The following is a 20,162-nucleotide window of genomic DNA, read 5'->3' on the forward strand; positions in this document are numbered from 1 at the left end:
CTTGCGCGGATCCGGCATGGTATGAATAAAAAAATCCCCGCTTTTGCGGGGATTTTCTATTTGCAGGTTATTCCCACTCTTGCAGGTAACGTTGACCGTACTGATCAGCCACCAGCAGGGCGGCATACACCTGGTCCGGCGTCGCGCCGCCAGGCATGTTGTGGATGGTTTCGCCTTCGGCACAGGCTGCCTCAGCCACAATGCGCATTTTCGCTGGGATATCCTGTTTGATATCCAGTTGCGCCAGGGTAATCGGTAGGCCAACGGAATGGCACAGTGCTGCAACGGTTTCAATTTCATCGACCGGCGCGTTTTCCAGCACCAGCTGCGTCAGCGTACCGAAAGCCACTTTCTCGCCGTGATAGTAGTGATGCGCATCCGGGATTGCGGTCAGACCGTTATGAATGGCGTGAGCCGCTGCCAGACCACCGCTTTCAAAACCGACGCCACTCAGATAGGTGTTGGCTTCAATAACACGTTCCAGTGCTGGTGTAACCACGTGCTGCTCGGCTGCCAGCATCGCTTTTTCACCTTCTTCGATTAGCGTATTAAAGCACAGCTCTGCCAGCGCCAGCGCCGCCTGAGTACACTGACCGCCCGCCATGGTGGTTGCGCCGCTACGTGAACAGGCACGGGCTTCGAACCAGGTCGCCAGCGCATCGCCAATACCCGCAGCTAACAGACGTGCCGGTGCGCCCGCGACAATTTTGGTATCCACAATGACCCTGTCCGGGTTGTTGGGCAGCAGCAGATAGCGATCGAATTCACCGGCATCGGTGTAAATGACGGACAGCGCGCTGCACGGCGCATCGGTAGAGGCGATGGTTGGGGCAATGGCGACAGGCACGCCCATAAAGTGCGCCAGCGCTTTGGCGGTATCCAGCGTTTTACCGCCGCCAATACCAAGTACTGCGCCACACTGCGCTTTTTCTGCCACGCCGCGCAGACGGTCGATTTCGTTTTGTGAACATTCGCCGCCAAACGGTGCAATTTCCAGCGCCAGTCCGGCATCCTGGAAGCTTTTTTCCAGTGCGCCCTGGGCAAAACCTAAGACAAACTTGTCCCCAACGACCAGCCAGCGTTCTGCCAGTGGTTTGAGGTAGCTGCCAAGACGGGTAATAACATCGGCACCCTGGATGTACTTACCAGGTGATTGAATAATGCGATCCATACTTTATTTCCCTCACAGGTTGATGTGACCAAATGCGTTGTTCCAGTCCTGCTCAAACTTCTCTATTGCTGACTCTACCGCAGGGGTATTGAGCATTTGTTGCGCTACGTCTAATGGCAGGGTGATAGCTTCACATCCTGCCAGTAAGCAATCCAGCGCCTGACGCGGGGTTTTAAAGCTGGCTGCCAGTACCATGCTGTTTGGCGCATGCAGTTCCAGTAACGTTTGCAGTTCCTGTACAGTGCGAATTCCGTCGCCGCCCTGCGCGTCGATACGGTTAACGTAAGGTGCGATATATTTAGCTCCCGCCAGCGCAGCCAGTAGCCCCTGAGAAGCACTGTAAACCGCGGTTCCTAGCGTGGTGATGCCCTCTTTTTTCAGCATCTTAATCGCGGCCAGACCTTCGGATGTCACCGGGATTTTCACTACCAGACCGGGCACCGCGTTGCTCAGGCGTTTGGCCTCTTCCACCATGCCCTGTGCGTCTCGGCTCATGGTTTGGGCAAACAAAATACCCTCTTCGCCGATGGTGTTTTGCAGGCGTGGCAGTACATCCCAGATGGATTCTTTGCTTGCCGCTACAATGCTTGGGTTGGTGGTGACTCCCGCGATAGGAAAAATGCGTGCCAGACGTTCAACTTCCGCGACGTTGGCGGTATCAAGGTAAAGTTCCATACAAAAACATCCTCTTTAAAGTTCAAGTTCATGTTGCAACAGGCTGGCGATAGCGTCGGCTGAGGCGGCGCTAACCAGCGCGTTACGGAATTCTTCATGCATAATGCGGCGCGCCAGACGCGAGAAAATACGCATATGCTGATCGCCAGCGGCATGTTTGTTGAGCGTCAGCATAATAATGAACTGTGCATCATCATCACCCCAACGTACCGGCGCTTGCAGGCGCGCTACGCTGATGGTGGACTGCTCAATATGTTCGGATTTGCTGTGTGGAATGGCGAAGCTAAAACCTAATCCGGTAGAGAAGACGGCTTCGCGTGCCCACAGGTCTGCTTCCAGTTTACGTGGATAGCGGCAACGGCCTGCCAGCAGGAGGTTGTCGGTCATCCCTTTGATGACCTCTTCTTTACTGCGCCAGTCGCTATCCAGCGTGATGCACTCGGCGGTAACCAGCGGAGTATCCTGTTGGGTCATGCGGAACTGGGCCAGCAGATGTTCGACCTCCAGCGAAGTTCGACAAGCCATCGCTTGATTCAGCAACTGACGGCAGGCACGGCTGTCGAGTTGCGCCATCCGCGCTTTGGCGGCGGGAATGGAGGGAGCGCTCATGCTAAGTTCGTCCAGACCCAGCCCCACCAGCAGTGGCAGCACAGAACCTTTGGCACCCAGTTCACCGCACAGGCCAATCCATTTCCCCTGTCGATGTACTGCCTGCACGGCGTAATCCAGTGCGCGCAGGAAGGCCGGATTCAGGCTGTTGTAGTGGCGGGTAACTTTGGCGTTGTCGCGGTCGACCGCCAGTAAGTATTGCGTTAGGTCATTGCTGCCAATACTAAAGAAATCAATCTCTTCGCAGCATTGGTCAATGATGAACATCACAGACGGAACCTCCAGCATAATACCGAGCTGGATCTTCTCATCAAACGGAATGTGTTCACTTCGTAGCTGCTGTTTGGCTTCAGCCAGTTTCTCTTTGACCCACAGGATCTCTTCCATGGAGGAGATCATTGGGATCATGATTTTCAGGCTACCGTGCGCTGAGGCGCGCAGGATCGATCGCAGTTGCGTGGTAAACAATGCGGCATATTCTTCATAGATACGCACCGCACGATAACCGAGGAACGGGTTGGCCTCAGCAGGAATATTCAGGTAATCAACGGGTTTATCACCGCCGATATCCATGGTGCGCACAATAATGCTGCGTCCCTGTGCGGGTTCCAGCGCCTGGCAGAAAATGTTGTATAGCTCGTTCTCATCCGGGGCGCAGGTACGGTCCATATACAGCATTTCCGTACGGAACAGGCCAACCGCTTCCGCACCGTTACTAAAGGCTGCCTGCGCTTCCACGGAGTGGGCGATGTTGGCGGCGACTTCCATGCGGATATCATCAGCCGTGCGTGCCTCCTGGGTCAGCCAGATACGTTGTTGTTCCCGAATGGCATCCTGGATACGGGCTTCCTGCTGATAGTAACGTACGACAGATTCATCAGGGGCAACGACGACTGCTCCTGCGTTACCATCGATATAAACTGTTTGCTGCAGCCATGGCCTCAAAGATTCAATATCTACGCCAACCAGCGTAGGGATGTTGAATGACCGGGCGAGAATCACCGTGTGTGACGTAGTACCACCGCTTTTTAACAGCAAGCCTTTCAGCAATGTTTTATCCAGTTCGAGGAACTGGCTCGGTGTTAGCTCATCCGCCATGCAAACCGTAGGCTGGGTCAGTTTTCCCGGCGCTGGGAAGCGCTGTTCCCCATAAATTTGCTGCAGAAGCTGGAAGCAAACATCGCGTACATCCAGCGCACGCTCCTGTAAATAACTGCTGCTTGAACGGGAGAATTCATCACAAAAATGTCCGGCACTTTCAACAACCGCCTGGGCGCAGCTTAACCCGCGTGATACGCCGGCGAGCAGGTGCTGGCGCAGTGAGAGGTCGCTTGCCAGCGAGCGGTGTGCTTCCAGAATCGCACTGGTAGCGCCGTCGCTGTCGAGTAATCGAAACTCAATATTTTTCATCAACAGCGTTAAACCGTTATCCAGTGCCGCTTGCTCGGTTTCAATATCTTGAGCGGATGGAAGGTTACTGAGCGCGTTAAGATCCAGCGAAGAAAGCAGACTCAGAACGCCTCCTGCGCTGCCGCTGCAGACGGTGCGAGCGCGGAAAAGCTGTGGATTTAAATGGGTGAGCGATGCCGGAAGAGGCTCCAGCTCGTTGTTTTTGGCTTCCGCTAGCGGTGCATCGCAGTGTGGAAATTCATTACGTAACCATTGGCTCAGATGCTGGTGAGCTGCTTGTTCATCTGTACCGGAAATCAGCAACTGACAGCTATCACCCGCCAGAGTATCGGTGCCAATCAGCGATAACGCGCTCTTAGCGTTGCCCTTACGTTCGGTACGCAGGTTGTGCCACTCAATGTGCGAAGTAAAGGTGTTGCACTGCGTTTCTATGTGGCTTGCCGGGCGTGCATGTACGCCATTGGATAGCTCACAGGTAAATTCCACAATCAGGGCCATAGCCTCATCTCCCATAACGATTTCTCGCTACAGGATAAAAGGGCAACGCCTGAGCCTGCCATGTGACAAAACTGCCAAAAACTGGATAAATGTAATGTAACCATCAAAGTGAGACATCCCTCACAAGTCAGCGTATCCCCTATAAATTCCGAGAAACTGCAAGTTATGAGGCGGATCGCATTTTTGTACTGACATTACAAAAGTCCAGCAAATGGCCTTTTTATCCACTGTTTGCGTCGCGTCAGATTGCCTATTGTTTTCCGCAACAAGTTTATGGATATGGGCTTTAGGCAGCCCGGGAGCGACTTATGAAAGAGTTGGTACAAATCCTGAAAAATACTCGTCAGCACCTGATGACCGGTGTTTCGCATATGATCCCCTTCGTAGTAGCGGGCGGTATTTTGCTGGCTGTCTCCGTCATGCTGTATGGCAAAGGCGCGGTACCGGATGCTGCGACCGATCCTAATCTTAAAAAGCTGTTTGATATTGGCGTCGCCGGGTTGACTTTGATGGTGCCATTTCTTGCTGCTTTTATCGGCTATTCCATTGCTGAACGTTCTGCTCTGGCCCCTTGTGCGATTGGCGCATGGGTGGGAAACAGCTTCGGTGCAGGTTTCTTTGGCGCATTAATTGCCGGGATTATTGGCGGTATAGTCGTCCATTATCTGAAGAAGATCCCGGTTCATAAGGTGTTGCGCTCGGTAATGCCTATCTTTGTTATTCCTATCGTCGGCACTTTTATCACCGCAGGCATCATGATGTGGGGCTTGGGAGAACCCGTTGGCGCGTTAACCACGAGCCTGACCGAGTGGCTGCAGGGTATGCAGCAGGGCAGCATCGTATTGCTGGCGGTAATTATGGGACTGATGTTGGCCTTCGATATGGGAGGGCCAATTAACAAAGTTGCCTACGCTTTCATGCTGATTTGCGTGGCGCAGGGGGTTTATACCGTGGTGGCAATCGCTGCGGTGGGGATCTGCGTGCCGCCGCTGGGTTTAGGTTTGGCGACGCTGATTGGTCGTAAGAACTTCTCTTCTGAAGAACGCGAAGCCGGTAAAGCTGCGCTGGTAATGGGTTGTGTTGGCGTAACAGAAGGCGCGATTCCGTTTGCTGCAGCCGATCCGCTGCGCGTCATCCCATCGATTATGGTGGGTTCCGCCTGCGGCACGGTAACCGCCGCCCTGTTTGGTGCGCAGTGTTATGCCGGCTGGGGCGGACTGATTGTTCTGCCTGTAGTGGAAGGAAAACTGGGTTATATCGCGGCGGTTGCCGTTGGTGCTGTAGTGACCGCCGTGTGCGTTAACGTACTGAAAAGTCTGGCGCGGAAAAAAGTGTCTCAGGTCGATCAGAAAGAAGATGACCTGGATTTAGATTTTGAAATGAATTAAGTGAGGAATGAGTCATGACCAAGATTATCGCAGTAACCGCATGTCCTTCTGGCGTTGCCCACACCTATATGGCAGCCGAAGCGCTGGAAAGCGCCGCTAAAGCCAAAGGTTGGCAAGTAAAGGTTGAGACTCAGGGGTCGATCGGTCTGGAAAACGAACTGACCGCGGCGGATGTGGCGGAAGCCGACATGGTCATTCTGACCAAGGACATTGGTATTAAATTTGAAGAACGTTTTGCGGGCAAAACTATCGTTCGCGTCAACATCAGCGATGCAGTGAAACGTGCCGACGCCATCATGAGCAAGATTGGCGCGCATCTGGCGCAAACCGCTTAACCGTTTGTTTGCCGGATGGCGGCTTCGCCTTATCCGGCCTACAGATGCGTAGGCCTGATAAGCGTAGCGCCATCAGGCAACTATTCCCGCAGGAGTTCCTCATGACTAACCGTATCCAACGTTTAAAAACCGCTCTGTTTCAGAACAACCGTGAAATTTCGCTTGAACGTGCGCTGTTATATACCGCCAGCCACCAGCAGACGGAGGGAGAGCCGGTTATTCTGCGTCGGGCGAAAGCCACCGCATATATTCTTGAGCACGTTGAGATTTCGATTCGTGATGAGGAACTGATTGCCGGAAACCGTACCGTTAAACCGCGTGCGGGCATTATGTCGCCGGAAATGGATCCTTACTGGCTGCTTAAAGAGCTGGAGCAGTTTCCAACCCGTCCGCAGGACCGTTTTGACATCAGCGAAGAGGATAAACATCGCTATCGTGATGTGCTGTATCCGTACTGGGAAAAGCGGTCGATGAAAGATTTCATCAACGGTCAGATGACCGATGAGGTAAAAGCCGCCGTCAGTACCCAGATTTTTAGCATTAACCAGACTGACAAAGGTCAGGGACATATCATTATTGATTATCCACGCCTGTTGAATCACGGGCTTGGCGAGCTGGTAGCGCAGATGCGGGCGCATTGTCTGCAGCAGCCGGATAATCACTTTTATCAGGCTGCGCTGTTGCTGCTTGAGGCTTCGCAAAACCATATTCTGCGTTACGCTATGTTGGCAGAGAAGATGGCGGAAAGCTGCCCGGATGCGCAGCGACGCCAGGAATTACTGACGATTGCTGAAAACTCCCGGCATAACGCCCAGAGCAAGCCGCAAACCTTCTGGCAGGCATGTCAGCTGTTCTGGTACATGAACATTATTTTGCAATATGAATCCAACGCCAGTTCGCTTTCACTCGGACGCTTCGACCAGTATATGCTGCCGTTTTATCAGGCTTCGCTGACGCAGGGGGAAGACCCGGCATTCTTACAAGAGATCCTCGAATCCCTGTGGGTGAAATGTAATGACATCGTACTGCTGCGATCCACCAGTAGTGCGCGCTATTTCGCTGGCTTCCCAACAGGCTACACCGCGCTACTGGGGGGATTGACGGAGAATGGTCGTAGTGCGGTAAATGTATTGTCTTTCCTCTGTCTTGATGCGTATCAGAACGTACAGCTACCACAACCAAACCTCGGTGTGCGCACGAATGCGTTGATCGATACACCGTTCCTGATGAAAACAGCACAGACCATTCGTCTTGGTACCGGCATTCCGCAAATCTTTAACGATGAAGTGGTGGTGCCCGCGTTTCTGAATCGCGGTGTTTCTCTGGAAGATGCGCGGGATTACGCGGTAGTAGGCTGTGTCGAGCTGTCTATTCCAGGCAGAGCATACGGTTTGCACGATATCGCTATGTTTAATCTGCTGAAAGTGATGGAAATTTGTCTGCATGAGAACGAAGGCAACCGCACTCTGACGTACGACGATCTCCTGGCGCATATTCGTGCCAAAATCAGCCACTACATCACGTTGATGGTGGAGGGCAGTAATATCTGCGATATCGGTCACCGCGACTGGGCACCGGTGCCGCTGCTCTCCTCGTTTATTAGCGACTGTCTGGATAAAGGGTGCGATATTACCGACGGCGGCGCGCGGTATAACTTCTCCGGCGTACAGGGGATCGGTATTGCAAACCTGAGCGATTCGCTGCATGCGCTCAATGGGCTGGTATTCGAACAACAGCGCTTATCTTTTGATGAACTTTTGTTGGTGCTAAAAGATAACTTTGCTACCCCGGAAGGCGAGAAAGTTCGCGCCAGGCTGATCAATCGCTTCGAAAAATACGGCAACGATATCGATGATGTAGATAACATCAGCGCCGAACTGCTGCGTCATTACTGCAAAGAGGTAGAGAAATACCACAATCCACGCGGCGGGCAATTTACGCCGGGTTCGTATACCGTCTCTGCACACGTGCCGCTGGGTTCGGTCGTTGGGGCAACACCGGATGGCCGCTTCGCCGGAGAGCAACTGGCAGATGGGGGGCTGTCGCCGATGCTGGGACAGGATATGCAAGGACCGACGGCGGTATTGAAGTCGGTCAGCAAGCTGGATAACACGCTACTTTCCAATGGGACGTTGCTGAATGTGAAGTTTACGCCAGCCACACTGGAAGGTGAGGCCGGTTTACGCAAGCTGGCGGATTTTCTGCGGGCATTTACCCAGCTCAAGCTCCAGCACATCCAGTTTAACGTGGTAAATGCCGACACATTGCGCGAAGCACAGCAGCGCCCGCAGGATTTCACCGGGCTGGTGGTGCGCGTGGCGGGTTACAGCGCCTTCTTTGTCGAGCTGTCGAAGGAGATCCAGGATGACATCATTCGCCGCACCGCGCATCAACTGTGAAGTAATTGACCCCCGTGGCGAGGAAGTCGCGCGTATATTCAACATTCAGCGTTACTCACTGAATGATGGGCAGGGTATTCGTACGGTCGTCTTTTTTAAAGGCTGTCCGCATACCTGCCCTTGGTGTGCTAACCCTGAATCTCTCTCCCCACGTATTGAAACGGTACGGCGGGAGAGTAAATGCCTGCACTGCACACCCTGTCTGCGTGATGCTGACGAGTGTCCCTCCGGTGCGTTTGAGCGTATTGGTCGTGATATCACGCTGGACGAGCTGGAACGTGAAGTGATGAAAGATGATATTTTCTTTCGCACCTCTGGCGGGGGCGTGACGCTTTCCGGCGGTGAAGTGCTGATGCAAGCGCCCTTTGCCACACGATTCCTGCAACGTCTGCGGCGCTGGGATGTGCGCTGTGCAATTGAAACGGCTGGCGATGCGCCGGCCGGTCGCTTGTTATCGCTGGCAAAAGAGTGTGATGAGGTGCTGTTCGATCTCAAAATAATGGATGGAGATTTGGCACGTGAGATCATCAACATGAATCTGCCGCGTGTGCTGGCGAATTTACGGTTATTGGTGGAGGAAGGGGTTAATGTCATACCTCGCCTGCCGCTGATTCCGGGCTTTACGATGAATTCAGATAACACGCAGCATGTGTTGACGATGTTGTCATCACTAGGCATAAAGCAGGTACACCTGCTACCGTTTCATCAATATGGCGAGCCAAAATACAGCCTGCTCGGTATGCCCTGGTTGATGAAAGAAGTGCCCGTACCGACGGCGCAAGAGGTGGATAGTATACGTAAGATGGCAGAATGCGCCGGATTTCAGGTAACAGTAGGAGGATAGTATGACCATCGCACCTGTACGATATCTGGTTGCTGTCACCGCGTGCGTAAGCGGCGTGGCCCATACCTATATGGCAGCTGAGCGGCTGGAGAAACTCTGCCAGCAAGAAAAATGGAGTATCAAGATCGAAACTCAGGGTGCATTGGGTACCGAAAATCGCCTGACGGAAGAGGATATTAACCGCGCTGATGTGGTGTTGCTGATTACTGATATTGAACCGGCAGGAGCAGAGCGTTTTACGCAGAGCCGATACGTTCAGTCGGGCATTAGCGCATTTCTGCGTGAGCCGCAGCGGGTGATGAGTGCCGTGCGAAAGCTGCTTTCAGCGCCACAGCATACGCATCTTACTCTGGATTAGCTTCTTTCTCCGTCAATTGGCTGTGGTACTGCCGACGGTATTCTGATGGCGAACGTTCGGTATTTTTGCGAAACAGGCGGCAGAAGTAGTTGCTGTCAACAAACCCACAAATGTGCGCCACCTCTTTAATCTTCAATTCGTAACCCTTCAACAGCGTTTTTGCGTGCTCCAGTCGCGTGTGGTTCAGGTATTCGTTAAAACCGATAGCGCCCGTTTTTTGAAAAAGGTGGGAAAGATAATTGGGTGAGATGTAGAACGCCTGCGCGACGGATTCTCGGGTGAGTGGTGAAGCGTAGCGTTCGTCAATATAGTTGCGAATGGCTTCGAAAAGCGCCTGGCTGCGTGATGCGGTTTGGATCTGGCTACCGAGCAGATCGCGACAGTGGCTCAGCAAGCTCGCAACGATTAGCCTGGCGGTTTGCTGCTCCTGCGGCTGCATCTGCATTTCATTGAGCGTTTGCAGCAGGAATGAGCCAATACGCGGTCCACGCCGCGCGACGTGCTGACGGGTAAGGTTTTGATATTGCTTACCGTCCCACTGCACGATGCTAAAACCCAGTTGCTGTTTGCCAAATAAGATACTGAGCGTGGTCACCGGTGTGAGCCACTGTGGAAAGTTCCAGCCACCAGCCGGAACGAACAAGGCATCGTAAGGCTGTAACGTCGCGGATGCGCCAGCAACACCGTTATCGGTGAATTCACCTTCCAGCACAATCTCCAGTCGGGGAAAATCGACCTGATACGCCAGTTCCGGCGTTGAGCTACTGGTGCTGGCAAAGTAAATCTGGCGCAGCGGCGTGGGGCCGTTGATCAGGCGAGAGAGCAGGTGGCTGATGTCGTGATACATGTTAATCCCTTGCAGGCAGCAGACAGGGAAACAGTAACGTTGAAAACAATCGCCCTCAAGTGATTATTGCCGGATGGCGGCTAATGCCTTATCCGGCCTACAAGTCTTTGCGAGCTGTAGGCCGGATAAGCGTAGCGCATCCGGCAGACTGTTACTGATTACCGATTTGATTGCCGTAAGGCAGGGTATCGTAATCAATCAGGGCATTCTTTTTGTACGGGTTGCCAATCCAGCGGGTCGTCTCTTTGAACTGCGGGCTGGTAATGGCACGAGTTGGATCGAAACCATCATAGGTGAAGCCCGCTAAATCAGACCAGGTGTGGATAAGCTCTGAGCTGCTGTATTTACGATTCACATCCTGTGAGAAGTCACGTGGGTGTGCAGCCTGCCATTTTTCCGAGGTCCACAGCAGGAACGGCACCGTATACATATGACGCGTTGGGTTGTCTTCATTACGACCCTGCGTTTTATGCGGCGGCGTATCGTATACCTCTTCTCCATGATCGGAGAAGTACAGCAGGAAGCCGTTCGGATCGGTCGCTTTATAGTCTTTGATCAGACTGGCAATGATATGGTCATTGTAAACATTCGCGCTGTCGTAATCGTTGTAAGCTTCCAGCTCATCGTCACTCAGGCCAGCGGGCACATTGTCGATATTATTGTCGAACTTACCCTGACCATCCGGATAGCGGAATTTGTACTTAATATGCGTTCCCAGCAGGTGCACGATGATGAACTTTTTCGGTGCAGGGTCAGCCAGTACTTCTTTAAACGGTGCCAGCACGTTGCTGTCATATTCGCGTGCACTTTGTGTACGCTGCTGGTTCATATAGAACTGTTTATCCGTCTGCTTAGAGAACACTGTCAGCATGGTGTTGCGGGCAGTCATCGTCTGCTGATTGGTGATCCAGAAGGTTTTATAACCTGCCTGTTTCATCATGTTCATCAGGGACGGCTGAGTCGGATACAGATCCGGGTTCTTCTCGTTAGCGAAGGTCAGCGCCTGCTGCAGGATTTCAATGGTGTACGGACGGGAGGTCACGACATTATTGAACACGGTGAAGTTAGGATCGGATTTATGCAGCGCATCCAGTTCCGGCGTTGTTTCGCGTGGGTAACCGTACAGGCTCATGCGGCCACGTTGCGTTGATTCGCCAATCACCAGTACCAGCGTACGCGGTGCATCACCTGAGCTGTCTTTAAAGTTGGCCAACGGCGGTAGGGCATTGTTCTCATTCAGCAGGCTGTTCAGCGCGGTCAACTGCTGACGATACTGATAATAACCGGAGATGAATTGCCATGGCGCAGCTGGTTCCATGCGTGAGGCGAGACCATTCAACGTTTTTTCAAATGGTTTATGTTTGATAAACGTGTTCACCGTCATCGGATGCAGAATCAAACCGTATAACAGTGCAAACGACACCAGATAGCGCCAGGGTGATGGAATATGCACAGGACGCAGACGTGTCCATAGCAGAATTGCCACAGCTGTATAGGCCAGCGCAATTAAGACAATCTTCAGACTGAAATATTGGCTCAGATATTCGCTGGCTTCGTTCGCATTGGTTTCAAACATTACGTACAGAACGCTTTGCGAGAACTCTTGTCCGTAAATGACGTAATAGCTTAGAGCAGCCAGCGAGGCCGCCCATAGCATTACGCCAATGACGGCAGCAATAACGCGGATACGGTTTGGAAATAAGAATACCGGAATCAACCACAGCGAACTGAACAGTAAGGAGTCGCGTAAACCATTAGTTCCGCTATAGCCGGATAAGAGAATAACGACCTGGAGTAAACTGGAAAAAAAACAAAAATAGAGGAGCGCCCAACCCAGGGCTTTCCAGCTAAATTTAGGTTTAGACTGGGGGTGTAAGGATTGCATAATGTAAGCCTGTCTTTAATTGTAGCGCCAAGAGTAGCACTTAAACATTAAGAGGAACTGAAGCATCACGATCTTAGGATCGTGTTTTGCCATCTATATATTCATTTAGTGAATATATTCGAGGGGGAATATATTGAAAATGAAGTGGTTGTAACAGCGGTTTTTGCCGTCGCCTCCGAATAATAGCACGAAGGCGACGGGGGAGGGATGTTAGCCTGTATTACGCATACCAGCGGCGACACCAGCGATTGTGACCATCAATGCTTGTTCCACGCGAGGGTCCGGTGCATTGCCTTGCTCTTCCGCCAGGCGTGAGCGGTGTAACAGCTCTGCCTGTAATACGTTCAGCGGGTCAGTATAAATATTTCTTAACTGAATGGACTCGGCAATCCACGGCAGGTCGGCCATCAAATGTGAGTCGTTGGCAATCGCCAGTACGACATCGATATCTGCTGCCAGGCGTTGGCGTAGCTCTGCACCCAACGGCCACAGATCTTTTTTGACCAGGCGCTGATCGTAATACTCTGCCAGCCACAGGTCTGCTTTCGCGAAAACCATTTCCAGCATGCCAAGGCGTGTGGAGAAGAATGGCCAGTCGCGGCACATGGCTTCAAGTTCGCTTTGCTTGCCGTCTTCAACCACTTTTTGCAGCGCGGTACCTGCACCCAGCCAGGCCGGGAGCATCAGGCGGTTCTGCGTCCAGGCGAAGATCCACGGAATGGCGCGCAGAGACTCTACCCCGCCGGTCGGACGGCGTTTTGCCGGACGTGAACCGAGCGGGAGTTTACCCAGTTCCTGCTCCGGTGTAGCTGAGCGGAAATAAGGGACGAAGTCTTTGTTTTCACGCACATATCCACGATAGAGCTCGCAGGAAATATCGGAAAGTTCATCCATGATATGACGCCAGCTATCTTTCGGTTCTGGCGGTGGCAACAGGTTGGCCTCCAGAATTGCTCCGGTATACAGCGACAGGCTGCTGATGGTCACTTCCGGCAGGCCGTACTTAAAGCGGATCATCTCCCCTTGTTCTGTCACGCGCAGACCACCTTTCAGGCTGCCCGGCGGTTGAGAGAGTAGCGCTGCATGGGCAGGCGCGCCGCCGCGACCAATGGAACCACCGCGACCGTGGAACAGCGTCAGTTCGATACCGGCTTTTTCGCAGGTTTTGATTAGCGCGTCCTGAGCCTGGTATTGCGCCCAGGAGGCCGCCATCACGCCCGCGTCTTTTGCGGAATCAGAGTAGCCAATCATGACCATCTGTTTGCCCTGAATAAATCCGCGGTACCAGTCGATATTCAACAGTTGCGACATGACGTCATCGGCATTGTTGAGGTCGTCCAGCGTTTCAAATAGCGGAGCGACCGGCATAGCAAAACCAATTCCGGCTTCTTTCAGCAGCAGATGCACGGCCAGCACATCCGACGGAGTTTTCGCCATCGAGATAACATAGGCGGCAATGGAGCCATATGGGGCTTCGGCAATGACCCGACAGGTGTCGAGCACTTCGCGGGTGTCATTGCTCGGCTCCCAGTTACGTGGCAGCAACGGACGCTTGGAATTCAGTTCGCGGATCAGGAAAGCTTGTTTATCCGCTTCCGACCAGTTTTCGTAGTCGCCAATGCCCAGATAACGGGTCAGTTCGCCCAGGGCTTCAGTGTGACGGGTGCTTTCCTGACGAATATCAATACGCACCAGCGGCACGCCGAAACACTTCACGCGCCTAAGGGTGTCGAGCAATTCGCCATTGGCGATAATACCCATGCCACAGGCCTGCAGTGACTGGTAGCACGCATACAGCGGGTCCCAGAGCTGCTCGTTTTGGGTGAGAAGTCCCGCAGGTTTCGGCAATTTCTCGCCTTTCAGACGGGCTTCCAGCCAGGCCTGGGTTGCCATCAGACGAGAACGCAGGGTTTTCATCAGATAGCGATAAGGTTCAGCTGCACCTTCTTCGCCTACCAGCGCCATCAGCTCCGGCGTGGCATCCACCATCGACAGCTCAGAAATCAGAAACTGGATGTCTTTCAGGAACAGGTCTGTCGCTTTCCAGCGGCTGAGCAGCAGCACGTGACGGGTGATATCTGCCGTTACGTTCGGGTTACCATCACGGTCACCGCCCATCCAGGAAGTAAATCGAACCGGGACAAAATCAACCGGCAGCTTATATCCAAGATGCTCTTCCAGTTGTTCATTCAGCTCGCGCAGGTAGTTCGGCACACCTTCCCACAGGCTGTTTTCAACTACCGCGAAACCCCATTTGGCTTCATCAACCGGGCTTGGGCGCAGCTTGCGGATCTCATCCGTATGCCAGGACTGAGCAATGAGTTGACGCAGACGGCGCATCAGTTGGTTGCGTTCATAATCGACGAGGTCTTTGTTATCAAGCTGCTTGAGGCAGGCGTTCACTTCACCCATTTTATGGATCAGCGTACGACGAGTGATCTCGGTCGGGTGGGCGGTGAGTACCAGCTCCAGAGAGAGTGATTCTACGGCTTTCTTGATGGTGGCGTCATTGAGGTTGGGCTGCTCTTTCAGTTTACGCAGAGTGCGAGCAATCACTTCCGGGTTGCTGGCTGCTTCGCCTTTTGGCGAAATGCTGTGGTATTGCTCGGCGGTGTTGGCCAGGTTCAGGAACTGGCTAAATGCGCGGGCAACCGGCAGTAGCTCGTCGTTAGACAGATTTTGCAGTGTGGTGAGCAATTCCTGGCGATTAACTTCATTGCCAGCGCGAGATGATTTGGACAGCTTACGAATTGTTTCTACGCGATCAAGAATGTTCTCTCCCAGCGCATCCTTGATGGTCTCTCCCAGCACTTTGCCGAGCATACTGACATTACTACGCAACGCGGAATATTGTTCGTTCATATTAACCCAGACACCCCATCTATTTTGAATATGTCCTGTATCTTTCGCGCCTGACTATCACGCGAAATCTTGCGGACTTAACTTTTTAGCCGTCTTTTATAAAGCCACGTAAAACACGTGACGTCAATTGCTGCGAAATCGGTTCAGCAAACGAATAAATGCCGTGAATTTACGTTATTTAATTCACATCCAATCAAATAAGCGTTGCTTATGGAAATGTTAAAAAATCACCCCGCTTACCACTTAAGGATTAGCGGGGTGACAAGTAGTTAATGCCAGCAAAAATGATGCACAACCTGGGTGATTAATTCGCGAGTTGGCTTAATAAAGCGTGTTTCCAGATATTCATCCGGCTGATGCGCCTGATTAATAGAACCTGGACCCAATACCAGCGTCGGGCAAAGCGTCTGGATAAATGGCGCTTCGGTGCAGTAGTTCACCACTTCAGTCTGTGCGCCCAGCAGTTTCTCAACCACCTCTACCAGTTGATGGTCAGGCGGACACTCATAGCCTGGAATCGGCGGATGCAGTTCCGATACGGTCAGGCGACCCGGCCAGCGTTCGCTGACAGGGGCCAGCGCTTCGTTAAGTAACCCATTGAGATCGTTTAGCGTCATACCCGGTAGCGGTCGAATATCCATATGCAGTTCGCAGCAGGCGCAGATTCTGTTGGCGGCGTCGCCGCCGTGGATGTGGCCCAAATTTAACGTTGGATACGGAACGGTAAAGGCATCATGGTGATAGCGCGCTTTCAGGTCATCGCGCAGATGCATGATATGGCCGATGGCATCATGCATCAGTTCAATCGCATTAACGCCACGCGCCGGATCGCTTGAATGACCCGACTGCCCCAGAATGCGTATCGCATTAGAGATATGACCTTTGTGCGCGCGAACCGGTTGGAGTGAAGTGGGTTCGCCAATAATCGCGCAGTCCGGGCGCAGAGCGGTGGTTTCAGAGAAATAGCGTGCTCCCGCCATGCTGGTCTCTTCGTCGGCAGTGGCCAGAATGTAGAGGGGCTTTTTCAGCTTCGTGACGTCGACATCACGCAACGCGTCGAGGATAAAGGCGAAGAAGCCTTTCATGTCCGCCGTACCCAAACCATACAGCTTATTGTCATGCTCGGTCAGAGTGAACGGGTCGCGCGTCCAGCGTCCGTCGTCAAAGGGTACGGTATCGGTATGGCCCGCCAACAACAGACCACCAGCGCCCTGTCCAATGCTCGCCAGCATATTGAATTTATTTCGCGTATCGGGAACCGGCTGGACCTCCACATTGAAGCCTAAATCTTTAAACCAGCCCGCCAACAGAGTGATTAAACCTGCATTGCTTTGATCGAGCGCTTCTTCGGTAGCGCTAATCGATGGCGTGGCAATCAGAGCGCGGTAAATCTCGATAAATGGCGGTAAATTGTTTTTCATTGTTGACACACCTCGGGTCATGATAGTATCAATATTCATGCAGTATTTGTGAATAAAAATACATTAACGTTGAGCGTAATAAAACCCACCAAGTGTAAGGTGAGGTGATAAAGGCTTATACCTGGCAACAGAATCTAAGAAGGTGAGCAGCCCCGATGTTGAATACGCTGATTGTGGGCGCCAGTGGCTATGCCGGCGCAGAGCTTGTGACCTATGTAAATCGCCATCCTGATATGACCATAACCGCTTTGACCGTCTCAGCGCAAAGCAATGATGCAGGAAAATTAATCTCCGATTTGCATCCGCAGTTGAAAGGCATTGTCGATTTACCGTTGCAGCCAATGTCAGATATCAGCGAGTTTAGCGCAGGGTTGGATGTTGTGTTCCTCGCAACGGCTCATGAGGTGAGTCATGACCTGGCGCCGCAGTTTTTGCAGGCCGGTTGCGTGGTGTTTGACCTCTCTGGCGCGTTTCGTGTCAACGACGGCGCGTTCTATGAAAAATATTATGGTTTTACCCATCAGCATCCCGACCTGCTGGAGCAGGCAGTTTACGGGCTGGCGGAGTGGAACGCGGACAAGCTGAAAGAAGCGAATCTGATTGCTGTGCCGGGTTGTTACCCGACGGCGGCGCAGCTTTCGCTGAAACCACTGATTGACGCCGGACTGTTGGATCTCAGCCAGTGGCCGGTAATTAATGCGACCAGTGGCGTGAGCGGCGCGGGCCGTAAAGCGGCTATCTCTAATAGTTTTTGCGAAGTAAGCCTGCAACCGTATGGCGTGTTTACCCATCGTCATCAGCCGGAAATCGCCACTCATCTGGGGGCTGAAGTGATTTTCACCCCACATCTGGGCAACTTCCCGCGCGGAATTCTGGAAACTATCACTTGCCGCCTTAACGCGGGTGTAACTCATGCTCAGGTAGCTCTGACGCTGCAACAGGCGTATGGCGATAAACCGCTGGTGCGTCTGTATGACAAAGGGGTTCCAGCGCTGAAGAATGTGGTTGGATTACCATTCTGTGATATAGGGTTTGCTGTGCAGGGTGAGCATTTGATCGTTGTGGCGACGGAAGACAACTTATTGAAAGGCGCGGCGGCACAGGCGATGCAGTGCGCAAATATTCGTTTTGGCTTTGCCCAAACGCAGTCTCTTATTTAAGGGTGCAACAATGAATCCATTAATTATCAAGCTGGGCGGCGTTTTACTGGATAGCGAAGAGGCGCTGGAGCGCTTGTTTACCGCACTGGTGAATTATCGTGAGTCGCACCAGCGTCCGCTGGTCATTGTGCACGGTGGCGGCTGCGTGGTCGACGAGCTGATGAAGCAGCTGAATCTGCCTGTGAAAAAGAAAAATGGTCTGCGCGTCACGCCTGCCGATCAAATTGACATTATTACCGGTGCCCTGGCGGGAACGGCGAATAAAACTTTACTGGCCTGGGCGAAAAAGCATCACATCGCGTCTGTGGGTCTGTATCTTGGCGATGGCGACAGCGTAAAAGTGACGCCGCTCGATAAAGAACTGGGTCATGTTGGACTGGCACAGCCGGGTTCGCCTAAGCTGATTAACACGCTGCTGGAAAGCGGTTTTCTGCCGGTAGTAAGCTCTATTGGCGTCACTGATGATGGGCTGCTGATGAACGTGAATGCCGATCAGGCGGCAACGGCGCTGGCGGCAACGCTGGGTGCGGATCTGATCCTGCTCTCTGATGTGAGCGGTATTCTGGATGGCAAAGGCCAGCGCATTGCCGAAATGACCGCGGCGAAAGCGGAACAGCTGATTGAACAGGGCATTATTACCGATGGCATGATCGTGAAGGTGAATGCGGCGCTGGATGCCGCGCGTACGCTGGGCCGTCCGGTGGATATCGCCTCCTGGCGTCATGCAGAGCAACTCCCGGCGCTGTTTAACGGCACGCCAATTGGTACGCGTATTCTGGCTTAACTATTAATGTGCCGGATGGCGGCTTCGCCTTATCCGGCCTACGTGGGTTTTGTAGGCTCGGTAAGCGCAGCGCCACCGGGCAAAAATATCATATTAAGGAAATTTGTTATGGCACTTTGGGGTGGGCGTTTTACACAGGCAGCAGATCAGCGGTTCAAACAGTTCAACGACTCGTTGCGTTTTGACTACCGCCTGGCAGAACAGGATATTGTTGGCTCTGTGGCCTGGTCCAAAGCGTTGGTAACAGTCGGTGTACTGACTGCCGATGAACAGCTGCAGTTGGAAGAGGCGCTGAATAACCTGCTGGAAGAGGTTCGTGCGAATCCTCAGCAGATTTTGCAAAGCGATGCCGAAGATATTCACAGTTGGGTGGAAGGTAAGCTGATTGATAAAGTCGGCCAGCTTGGTAAAAAACTGCATACCGGGCGTAGCCGTAATGACCAGGTCGCGACCGATCTCAAGCTGTGGTGCAAAGACACGGTTATCGAATTACTGTCGGCCAATCGTCAGTTGCAAACTGCGCTGGTGGTGACGGCGGAGAATAACCAGGACGCCGTCATGCCGGGCTACACCCACCTGCAACGTGCGCAGCCGGTGACGTTTGCTCACTGGTGTCTGGCCTATGTTGAAATGTTGGCGCGTGACGAGAGCCGTTTGCAGGATGCGCTCAAACGCCTGGACGTCAGTCCGTTAGGCTGCGGCGCGCTGGCGGGTACGGCGTATGAAATCGATCGCGAGCAGCTGGCGGGTTGGTTGGGCTTTGCCTCGGCAACGCGCAACAGTCTGGACAGCGTATCTGACCGTGACCACGTGCTGGAGTTACTCTCCGACGCCTCTATCGGCATGGTACACCTGTCGCGTTTTGCTGAAGATCTGATTTTCTTTAACACCGGCGAAGCGGGCTTTGTTGAACTGTCCGATCGTGTGACTTCGGGTTCATCTTTGATGCCGCAGAAGAAAAATCCGGATGCGCTGGAGCTGATCCGTGGCAAATGCGGTCGCGTGCAGGGTGCGCTGACCGGCATGATGATGACGTTAAAAGGCCTCCCACTGGCATACAACAAAGATATGCAGGAAGACAAAGAAGGGCTATTCGACGCGCTCGACACCTGGCTGGACTGTCTGCATATGGCCGCGCTGGTGCTGGATGGCATCCAGGTGAAACGTCCGCGTTGTCAGGAAGCGGCGCAGCAGGGTTATGCTAACGCCACTGAGCTGGCGGATTATCTGGTGGCGAAAGGCGTCCCGTTCCGCGAAGCGCACCATATCGTGGGGGAAACGGTGGTCGAGGCGATTCGTCAGGGCAAACCGCTGGAAGCGCTGTCGCTTGCCGACTTACAAAAGTTCAGCCAGGTGATTGGCGATGACGTTTACCCGATCCTCTCGTTGCAATCGTGTCTGGATAAACGTGCAGCGAAAGGTGGCGTGTCGCCGCAGCAGGTTGCGCAGGCGATCGACTTCGCGAAGGCACGCCTGTAGGTCGGATAAGGCGAAGCCGCCATCCGGCAATGTGCGC

Annotated in this window: 15 protein-coding genes; 8 read left to right on the forward strand and 7 right to left on the reverse strand. The window is 53.1% G+C overall.

The window, feature by feature from the left end:
* Positions 1-67: 67 nt before the first annotated feature.
* Genes gldA through ptsP form a run of 3 tightly spaced genes read right to left on the reverse strand, consistent with a single transcriptional unit; the run spans position 68 to position 4,363 of the window.
* Positions 68-1,171 (reverse strand): bifunctional L-1,2-propanediol dehydrogenase/glycerol dehydrogenase, encoded by a 1,104-nt coding sequence (gene gldA, locus OGY18_RS01485; protein WP_003825158.1) that lies wholly within the window; start codon positions 1,169-1,171, stop codon positions 68-70.
* Between the two features lie 12 nt (positions 1,172-1,183).
* Entirely contained in the window at positions 1,184-1,846 is a 663-nt protein-coding gene (fsa, locus tag OGY18_RS01490; protein WP_126319610.1) for a fructose-6-phosphate aldolase, read from the reverse strand.
* A 15-nt stretch (positions 1,847-1,861) separates the two neighbouring features.
* Complete coding sequence (gene ptsP, locus OGY18_RS01495) at positions 1,862-4,363, reverse strand: phosphoenolpyruvate--protein phosphotransferase (protein ID WP_286551402.1); 2,502 nt, start codon at positions 4,361-4,363, stop codon at positions 1,862-1,864.
* A gap of 308 nt (positions 4,364-4,671) precedes the next feature.
* Between ptsP and OGY18_RS01500 the strand changes: the two genes are divergently transcribed.
* From OGY18_RS01500 to OGY18_RS01520, 5 genes are all read left to right on the forward strand, one after another.
* Entirely contained in the window at positions 4,672-5,751 is a 1,080-nt protein-coding gene (locus OGY18_RS01500; protein WP_286546050.1) for a PTS fructose transporter subunit EIIC, read from the forward strand.
* 14 nt (positions 5,752-5,765) lie between these two features.
* The gene (locus OGY18_RS01505) at positions 5,766-6,086 is read left to right on the forward strand and encodes a PTS fructose-like transporter subunit IIB (RefSeq protein WP_148362595.1); all 321 of its coding nucleotides are present in this window, start codon (positions 5,766-5,768) and stop codon (positions 6,084-6,086) included.
* Between the two features lie 101 nt (positions 6,087-6,187).
* On the forward strand, positions 6,188-8,485 hold the full coding sequence (locus tag OGY18_RS01510; protein ID WP_286551380.1) for a formate C-acetyltransferase: 2,298 nt from the start codon (positions 6,188-6,190) through the stop codon (positions 8,483-8,485).
* A complete protein-coding gene (locus tag OGY18_RS01515; protein ID WP_286551383.1) occupies positions 8,451-9,329 on the forward strand; it encodes a [formate-C-acetyltransferase]-activating enzyme in 879 nt (292 codons plus the stop codon). The genes OGY18_RS01510 and OGY18_RS01515 overlap by 35 nt, the downstream gene beginning before the upstream one ends.
* 1 nt (position 9,330) lies before the next feature.
* Positions 9,331-9,687 (forward strand): PTS fructose-like transporter subunit IIB, encoded by a 357-nt coding sequence (locus tag OGY18_RS01520; RefSeq protein WP_126319602.1) that lies wholly within the window; start codon positions 9,331-9,333, stop codon positions 9,685-9,687.
* On the opposite strand, the gene OGY18_RS01525 is transcribed toward OGY18_RS01520, so the two are convergent.
* From OGY18_RS01525 to argE, 4 genes are all read right to left on the reverse strand, one after another.
* Positions 9,674-10,534: a helix-turn-helix transcriptional regulator gene (locus OGY18_RS01525; protein ID WP_003825144.1), complete on the reverse strand. Its 861-nt coding sequence runs from the start codon at positions 10,532-10,534 to the stop codon at positions 9,674-9,676. The genes OGY18_RS01520 and OGY18_RS01525 overlap by 14 nt on opposite strands.
* Positions 10,535-10,685: 151 nt before the next feature.
* Entirely contained in the window at positions 10,686-12,419 is a 1,734-nt protein-coding gene (locus OGY18_RS01530; protein WP_286551386.1) for a phosphoethanolamine transferase CptA, read from the reverse strand.
* 210 nt (positions 12,420-12,629) lie between these two features.
* Positions 12,630-15,281 (reverse strand): phosphoenolpyruvate carboxylase, encoded by a 2,652-nt coding sequence (gene ppc, locus OGY18_RS01535; RefSeq protein WP_003825139.1) that lies wholly within the window; start codon positions 15,279-15,281, stop codon positions 12,630-12,632.
* A 269-nt stretch (positions 15,282-15,550) separates the two neighbouring features.
* On the reverse strand, positions 15,551-16,702 hold the full coding sequence (gene argE / locus OGY18_RS01540; RefSeq protein ID WP_003028848.1) for an acetylornithine deacetylase: 1,152 nt from the start codon (positions 16,700-16,702) through the stop codon (positions 15,551-15,553).
* Between the two features lie 155 nt (positions 16,703-16,857).
* Between argE and argC the strand changes: the two genes are divergently transcribed.
* From argC to argH, 3 genes are all read left to right on the forward strand, one after another.
* Positions 16,858-17,862 (forward strand): N-acetyl-gamma-glutamyl-phosphate reductase, encoded by a 1,005-nt coding sequence (argC, locus tag OGY18_RS01545; protein ID WP_149384912.1) that lies wholly within the window; start codon positions 16,858-16,860, stop codon positions 17,860-17,862.
* Positions 17,863-17,872: 10 nt separating this feature from the next.
* The gene (gene argB, locus OGY18_RS01550; protein ID WP_003028854.1) at positions 17,873-18,646 is read left to right on the forward strand and encodes an acetylglutamate kinase; all 774 of its coding nucleotides are present in this window, start codon (positions 17,873-17,875) and stop codon (positions 18,644-18,646) included.
* Between the two features lie 108 nt (positions 18,647-18,754).
* Entirely contained in the window at positions 18,755-20,125 is a 1,371-nt protein-coding gene (argH, locus tag OGY18_RS01555; RefSeq protein WP_003825132.1) for an argininosuccinate lyase, read from the forward strand.
* The last annotated feature ends 37 nt before the right edge of the window (positions 20,126-20,162 follow it).

The organism is Citrobacter sp. Cpo142 (assembly GCF_030332425.1).
GTDB classification, from domain to species: domain Bacteria; phylum Pseudomonadota; class Gammaproteobacteria; order Enterobacterales; family Enterobacteriaceae; genus Citrobacter; species Citrobacter portucalensis.

What these genes read in the sequence shown, in the direction of transcription:
- argH (WP_003825132.1), top strand. Translation starts at nt 18,755, where the DNA reads ATGGCACTTTGGGGTGGGCGTTTTACACAGGCAGCAGATCAGCGGTTC.
- OGY18_RS01525 (WP_003825144.1), bottom strand. Translation starts at nt 10,534, where the DNA reads ATGTATCACGACATCAGCCACCTGCTCTCTCGCCTGATCAACGGCCCC.
- OGY18_RS01515 (WP_286551383.1), top strand. Translation starts at nt 8,451, where the DNA reads ATGACATCATTCGCCGCACCGCGCATCAACTGTGAAGTAATTGACCCC.
- ppc (WP_003825139.1), bottom strand. Translation starts at nt 15,281, where the DNA reads ATGAACGAACAATATTCCGCGTTGCGTAGTAATGTCAGTATGCTCGGC.
- OGY18_RS01510 (WP_286551380.1), top strand. Translation starts at nt 6,188, where the DNA reads ATGACTAACCGTATCCAACGTTTAAAAACCGCTCTGTTTCAGAACAAC.
- argB (WP_003028854.1), top strand. Translation starts at nt 17,873, where the DNA reads ATGAATCCATTAATTATCAAGCTGGGCGGCGTTTTACTGGATAGCGAA.
- OGY18_RS01530 (WP_286551386.1), bottom strand. Translation starts at nt 12,419, where the DNA reads ATGCAATCCTTACACCCCCAGTCTAAACCTAAATTTAGCTGGAAAGCC.
- OGY18_RS01500 (WP_286546050.1), top strand. Translation starts at nt 4,672, where the DNA reads ATGAAAGAGTTGGTACAAATCCTGAAAAATACTCGTCAGCACCTGATG.
- OGY18_RS01520 (WP_126319602.1), top strand. Translation starts at nt 9,331, where the DNA reads ATGACCATCGCACCTGTACGATATCTGGTTGCTGTCACCGCGTGCGTA.
- argE (WP_003028848.1), bottom strand. Translation starts at nt 16,702, where the DNA reads ATGAAAAACAATTTACCGCCATTTATCGAGATTTACCGCGCTCTGATT.
- OGY18_RS01505 (WP_148362595.1), top strand. Translation starts at nt 5,766, where the DNA reads ATGACCAAGATTATCGCAGTAACCGCATGTCCTTCTGGCGTTGCCCAC.
- gldA (WP_003825158.1), bottom strand. Translation starts at nt 1,171, where the DNA reads ATGGATCGCATTATTCAATCACCTGGTAAGTACATCCAGGGTGCCGAT.
- fsa (WP_126319610.1), bottom strand. Translation starts at nt 1,846, where the DNA reads ATGGAACTTTACCTTGATACCGCCAACGTCGCGGAAGTTGAACGTCTG.
- argC (WP_149384912.1), top strand. Translation starts at nt 16,858, where the DNA reads ATGTTGAATACGCTGATTGTGGGCGCCAGTGGCTATGCCGGCGCAGAG.
- ptsP (WP_286551402.1), bottom strand. Translation starts at nt 4,363, where the DNA reads ATGGCCCTGATTGTGGAATTTACCTGTGAGCTATCCAATGGCGTACAT.